The organism is Shigella sp. FC1967, from assembly GCF_001743005.1.
Classification (GTDB): domain Bacteria; phylum Pseudomonadota; class Gammaproteobacteria; order Enterobacterales; family Enterobacteriaceae; genus Proteus.
The window spans coordinates 1-6326 of record NZ_MIIZ01000615.1; the positions used below are offsets into that span (position 1 = coordinate 1).

Annotated in this window: 6 protein-coding genes; all 6 read left to right on the plus strand. The window is 38.6% G+C overall.

Translation table 11 applies throughout. The features are described from left to right. The first annotated feature begins 453 nt into the window (after positions 1-453). The 6 genes from flhD to cheW all read left to right on the plus strand — a co-directional run bounded on the left by flhD (position 454) and on the right by cheW (position 6173). Complete coding sequence (flhD, locus tag BHE89_RS07465) at positions 454-804, plus strand: flagellar transcriptional regulator FlhD (RefSeq protein ID WP_069367452.1); 351 nt, start codon at positions 454-456, stop codon at positions 802-804. A 2-nt stretch (positions 805-806) separates the two neighbouring features. Beyond that, entirely contained in the window at positions 807-1388 is a 582-nt protein-coding gene (flhC, locus tag BHE89_RS07470) for a flagellar transcriptional regulator FlhC (protein WP_006533207.1), read from the plus strand. Positions 1389-1522: 134 nt separating this feature from the next. Further along, positions 1523-2416, plus strand: coding sequence for a flagellar motor stator protein MotA (gene motA / locus BHE89_RS07475; protein WP_069367453.1), 894 nt, complete (start codon positions 1523-1525; stop codon positions 2414-2416). A gap of 2 nt (positions 2417-2418) precedes the next feature. Further along, entirely contained in the window at positions 2419-3465 is a 1047-nt protein-coding gene (gene motB / locus BHE89_RS07480; protein ID WP_069367454.1) for a flagellar motor protein MotB, read from the plus strand. A gap of 35 nt (positions 3466-3500) precedes the next feature. Continuing rightward, the gene (gene cheA, locus BHE89_RS07485) at positions 3501-5651 is read left to right on the plus strand and encodes a chemotaxis protein CheA (protein ID WP_069367455.1); all 2151 of its coding nucleotides are present in this window, start codon (positions 3501-3503) and stop codon (positions 5649-5651) included. Positions 5652-5672: 21 nt separating this feature from the next. Next, entirely contained in the window at positions 5673-6173 is a 501-nt protein-coding gene (cheW, locus tag BHE89_RS07490; protein ID WP_023581802.1) for a chemotaxis protein CheW, read from the plus strand. Positions 6174-6326: the final 153 nt, after the last annotated feature.

Here is a 6326-nt window from a genome sequence, read left to right on the forward strand (position 1 = left end):
TAATAGATCGTATAAAATAAAAAATTATCGTTAATATTTTAATTTGGGTAGATTAGCTTATTAATTTACACCAAGTTTTATTACTTTTATCACTTGAATAGTTAATGAACTAATTCCATAATAATGATTATCTTTTTGTGATGTGACTCACATAGTATTTAAATTAGACTACTTTATCCGTTGAATAACTTAATCGTTAAGGAGTAAAGTTGTTGCGTTAGGATTATTCTTAACGAGCTATATTGGCGAGCATTTAAAGTTTACTTTTAATTTAAATGTTTTTTTCGCTACTTTTGAAAATGACCGTAACTAAGTAATACAAGGTAGTGTTACTACGTGTCATGTTCATAAAATGGGGCCTGGAAATTTAATATTACATTTATATTAATTTCCTCGGGATCTTTCATTAGGGAGATCCTCTTTGTTCAATATAATCGGACGGGATGTAAAGAGATGAGTACGGTTGAATTGCTTAAGCATATTTATGACATAAATTTATCGTATTTGCTTTTGGCGCAAAGGTTAATTAACCAAGAAAAGGCTTCCGCAATGTTTCGGCTTGGGATTAGTGACTCTATGGCGGATGCACTGGCAGAGCTTACATTGCCTCAATTGGTTAAGTTGGCTGAAACAAACCAACTAATCTGTAATTTCCGGTTTGAAGACAGCGAAACAATAGAACAACTCACCAAAGAATCTAGAGTGGATGATTTACAACAAATTCATACTGGCATTCTTCTTTCTTCTAACTTGTTTCGTCAGTTATCGGAACAAGAGACTACTGCGACAAAGAAACGGGCATAACAATGAGTGAGAAAAGTATCGTCCGAGAAGCGAAAGATATTCGCTTAGCAATGGAATTAATCACCTTGGGTGCCCGCTTACAAATGCTTGAAAGTGAAACTCAATTAAGTCGGGGGCGTTTAATTAAACTATACAAAGAATTAAGAGGGAGCCCTCCTCCAAAAGGAATGTTGCCATTTTCAACGGACTGGTTTATGACATGGGAACAAAATATCCATTCTTCAATGTTTTATAACGCTTATCGCTTTTTATTAAAAAATGGTGGTTGTGTTGGCGTTGAGGCTGTTGTTAAAGCTTATCGTTTATACTTAGAGCAATGTCCGCCTGTTAAAGATCAAGAACCTATTTTAGCACTAACAAGAGCATGGACATTAGTACGCTTTGTTGAAAGTGGCATGTTGCAACTTTCTGTTTGTACCAAATGTAATGGTTCATTTATTACACACGCACACCAGCCAGCTAGCAATTATGTTTGTAGTCTTTGCCAGCCTCCTTCTCGCGCAATAAAAAAACGTAAACTTTCCGCCAATCCTGCCGATATTAACTTACAACTGTTGGATGGTCTTGAACAGTTTGCAATGTGATTCGAGATTGAAAGTTAAATATCAGGTTATAGAACTTAGTGATCTATAACCTGAACCGTTTCCTCTCCCCCTCCTATCTCTTGCTGCTATGTTCGCCATTCTCTCTATAACGAAATTAGCTAAAGGGATATCGCGTGTTAGTACTCTTAGGATATATCGTGGTTATGAGCGCCGTCATCGGGGGATATCTTCTCGTCGGTGGTAGTTTAGGCGCCTTGTACCAGCCAGCCGAATTTTTAATCATCTTTGGTGCCGGTGTCGGTGCTTTTATTGTAGGTAATAATGGTAGAGCAATTGTATCGACAATGAAGATCCTACCCAAATTACTTCGTAGTACAAATTACAATAAAGCGATGTACATGGATTTAATGGCACTGATGTTTCGTTTATTGTCAAAAGCACGTCAAAACGGAATGTTGGCATTAGAGAGAGATATCGAAAATCCACAACAAAGTGACATTTTTTCCCAATATCCTCGCATTATGAAAGACGTTTATATGCTCAGTTTTATTACTGACTATATGCGTCTGATGGTGACAGGAAATATGAATCCTTATGAAATTGAATCTCTGATGGATGAAGAGATTGCAACTTTTGAGGAAGAGAGCGAAGTACCTGCAACAGGCTTATCAACGATGGGGGATTCACTACCTGCGTTTGGTATTGTTGCTGCAGTTATGGGTGTTGTTAATGCGTTAGGCGCTGCGGATAGACCCGCGGGTGAAATGGGCGTATTAATTGGACATGCAATGGTCGGTACTTTCCTAGGTATTTTATTAGCTTATGGCTTTATTTCGCCATTAGCTTCTAGGATCAGACAGCGCTCTAGTCAGCAAATGAAAATGATGGAGTGCATTAAAACAACATTGTTATCTAGTATGAATGGATATGCGCCACAGATAGCGGTTGAATTTGGACGCAAAACCCTCTTTCTGGCAGACAGACCTTCTTTTATTGAGTTGGAAGAACATGTACGTCAGGTACGGACACCAATGCAGGCAAATCCTGATGCAATGAAAGAAGAGTAATTATGAAGAGTAATTCACAAATCATTCGAGTTAAAAAACGAGGGAGAAAGCAACATAACGCTCACGGTGGTGCATGGAAGATAGCTTATGCTGATTTTATGACCGCAATGATGGCTTTCTTTTTGGTGATGTGGTTACTTTCAATCTCTAGCCCGCAAGAATTAACTCGTGTCGCTGAATATTTTCGTACGCCATTAAAAGTCGCGATTGAAAAAGGGCGATTTAGTGGAGATGCAACCAATCCTATTCCTGGTGGAGGGCGTGATCCTGTCTATAACGAAGGTGATATTTTGCCCAAAGGCCAGGAAGATAAACAGCTTAATGAAAAGCAACAATTCCGCCGATTAAAAGAGAATTTAGAACAAGTCATTTTAAATGATCCTAGATTAAAAGATCTGAAGCCTCATTTACTGATCGACATGATGGATGAAGGTTTGCGTATTCAAATTATCGATAAAGCAAATCGCCCCATGTTTAGAGTAGGTAGTGCCACCGTCGAACCTTATATGAAGGATATTTTGACGACAATTGCCCCTATTTTAAACGACACACCGTACAAAATTAGTTTATCAGGTCATACCGATGACATTCCTTATGCAAGTGGTGCTTTTAAATATAGTAACTGGGAACTATCAACAGATCGCGCAAATGCTTCTCGTCGAGAGCTAATTGGTGCTGGCTTAAGTGAATGGAAAGTGTTGCGTGTTGTGGGTATGGCATCAACAGTTCATTTAGTTAAAGAGGATGGTTTTGCACCGGCTAACCGGCGGATCAGTATTTTGGTCTTAACGAAGCAAGCAGAACAAAAAATTGTACAAGAAAATGAGCGGGTTGTACCGACAGTAACAGAGGCTTCAGAAATTGAACCTCTACTTTCTGGGCAAGAAACCCCACAAGAAAAAGCAGAAAACACACAGACGGGGTCGTCTGTGTCTTCTGCATCTGAGCTTCCCGAATCAAAAAAGGAAAATGTTGAAACAGGAGTTTCTGGGGAAAGTTTGCCATCACAATCGACAAATATTACTACAAAGCAGGGAACCGCTCCCTAATTTGTTAGTAATCGCGTAAAGGTGAATGAGTAACGATGGATATTACTGAGTTTTATCAAACATTTTTTGATGAAGCAGATGAGTTGTTAGCTGATATGGAACAGCATTTGCTGTTACTTGATCCTGCAAATCCAGATCAAGAACAGATGAATGCGATTTTCCGTAGTGCACACTCCATAAAAGGAGGAGCTGCAACATTTGGCTTCGTTAAACTTCAACAGACCACTCATGTGCTTGAAAACTTGCTCGATAGTGCAAGACGTCATGAGATGGCGCTCACCGACGACATTATTAACCTGTTTCTGGAAGCGAAAGATATTATGCAACAGCAATTGGATGCACATAAAAACTCACAAGAACCTGATGAGGAAACATTTAACTATATTTGTGAGAAGTTGCGTCAGCTGGCTCTCGATGTAAAAGAAGAACAATCCGCTCCTCAAGTTGAGGCTATTGCGGGATCTGATGCTTCAGATTCACAGGCCACCGTGGTTGAAACGCCGGTTTTGTCATCTGACACTGAAGGTATGCAAAGTGAAGCCGCAGAACCTATTGAAGTTCCATCGACAATGGCGGCTGATGGACATTATCACCATCATATCATTTTGTCTGATCTTAAAGAGACAGATATTGATTTAATGCTGGATGAATTAAAGCATCTTGGTGAAGTTAGCCAAGTTGAAAAACAGCATCATGGTCTTGAAGCAATATTAAAAACCACGGCAACAGAAGAAGATATCAGCGCTGTACTTTGTTTTGTGATTGAACCTGAACAAATTTCGTTTAAAAAAGTGGTTATCGCAGAAAAAGCACCAGAAAAAAATACAGTTATAGAAGAAAGTACAACATCTACTGATGATGTTCATGTTGAAAGTCACGTTGAACACCCCGCACCGGTACAACAAACGGTTGCTGAAAAAGTGACGCCATCGGCAGCGCCAGCGAAAAGACCTGTTGCCGTGGCTACACCAAAAACAGAATCAAGCAGTATTCGTGTTGCAGTTGAAAAAGTTGACCAATTAATCAACTTAGTGGGTGAACTGGTCATCACACAGTCAATGTTGGCACAGCACAGTGGTAGCCTAGAGCCTGCAATATATAGTGATTTACTAAGTTGTATTGCTCAGTTGCAGCGTAACTCTCGTGATTTGCAAGAATCTGTTATGTCAATTCGTATGATGCCGATGGAATATGTTTTCAGTCGTTTTCCTCGCGTTGTGCGTGATGTTGCCGGTAAAATGAATAAAAAAGTTGAGCTAAATATGATTGGTAGCTCAACAGAACTTGATAAAAGCTTAATTGAAAAAATTATCGATCCTTTAACTCACTTAGTTCGCAACAGTCTTGATCATGGTATTGAAATGCCAGCCGATCGTGTTGCTGTGGGTAAACCGGAAACGGGGCAATTAACGCTGTCTGCGGAACATCAAGGCGGTAATATTTGTATTGAAGTGACTGATGATGGCGCAGGATTAAACCGCGAACGTATTTTGAAAAAAGCGATTTCCTCTGGGCTTGCAGTTTCTGAAAATATGAGTAACGAAGAAATTGCTATGCTGATTTTTGCACCAGGTTTCTCTACTGCAGAAGTCGTCACGGATGTTTCTGGCCGTGGTGTGGGTATGGATGTTGTAAAACGAAATATCCAAGAGATGGGGGGACAAATTCAAATCAGTTTTGAAGTTGGTAAAGGAACTCGTATTCGTATTTTACTTCCACTGACATTAGCAATTTTAGATGGCATGTCTGTTAAAGTTCATGACGAAGTCTTTATTTTACCATTAGGAACGGTAGTGAGTTCTTTACAACCGGAAGAAGATGATATTTATCCATTGGCTGGCGATGAAAAATTATTGCAGGTTAGAGGGGAATATTTACCACTGATTGAGCTGCACCGTACTTTTAATATTGAAGGTGCCCAAACTGATATTACCCAAGCAATTGCGGTTATAGTTCAAAGTGCCGGACGTCGTTATGCTTTATTAGTAGATCAATTAGTTGGTCAGCATCAAGTTGTTGTTAAAAATATAGAAAGCAATTACCGAAAAGTGCCTGGAATATCTGCTGCAACAATTATGGGCGACGGTAGTGTGGCTTTAATTCTTGATGTACCAGAATTGCAACGTTTAAGTCATACACAAATGACAAATAAGAAAAAGAATACAACTGCAAGCGCAGTCATTTAATAGTGAGGATAAAATAAGATTATGGCTTCGGAACATTTCGAGAAATTATCCGGTGAAACTGTTGGACAAGGATTTCTAATTTTTACGCTGGGCGATGAAGAATATGGAATTGATATTTTAAAGGTTCAAGAAATTCGTGGATATGATCAAGTCACGCGTATTGCTAATTCACCTAGCTTTATTAAAGGCGTAACTAATTTACGGGGCGTTATTGTTCCAATAGTTGATCTGCGTATTAAATTTTCACAAGAAAGTGTAACTTATAATGACAATACTGTTGTGATTGTGGTTAACTTATTAAATCGAATTGTGGGAATTGTTGTTGATGGTGTTTCTGATGTTCTTACGTTAAAGCCAGAGCAGATCTGCCCTGCGCCAGAGTTTGCAGTCACAATGTCTACTGAGTATTTAACAGGCTTAGGGACTTTAGACGAAAGAATGCTCATTCTTGTTGATATTGAAAAATTACTCAACAGTGAAGAAATGGAATTAGTTGATAGCGCAACAATTCAAGCTAAATAAGTTTTTTATTTTTTAAAAATAATCTAAATTACTGTTCCGGTAATTTTGCCGGAATAGCTATTTCTAGCTTTTTTTTATTTTATTATAGAGTGCTAAAGCATCAAATTAACATTAAGTGAAATTAAAAGATAAAAAGGAATCCAAATAATTTTA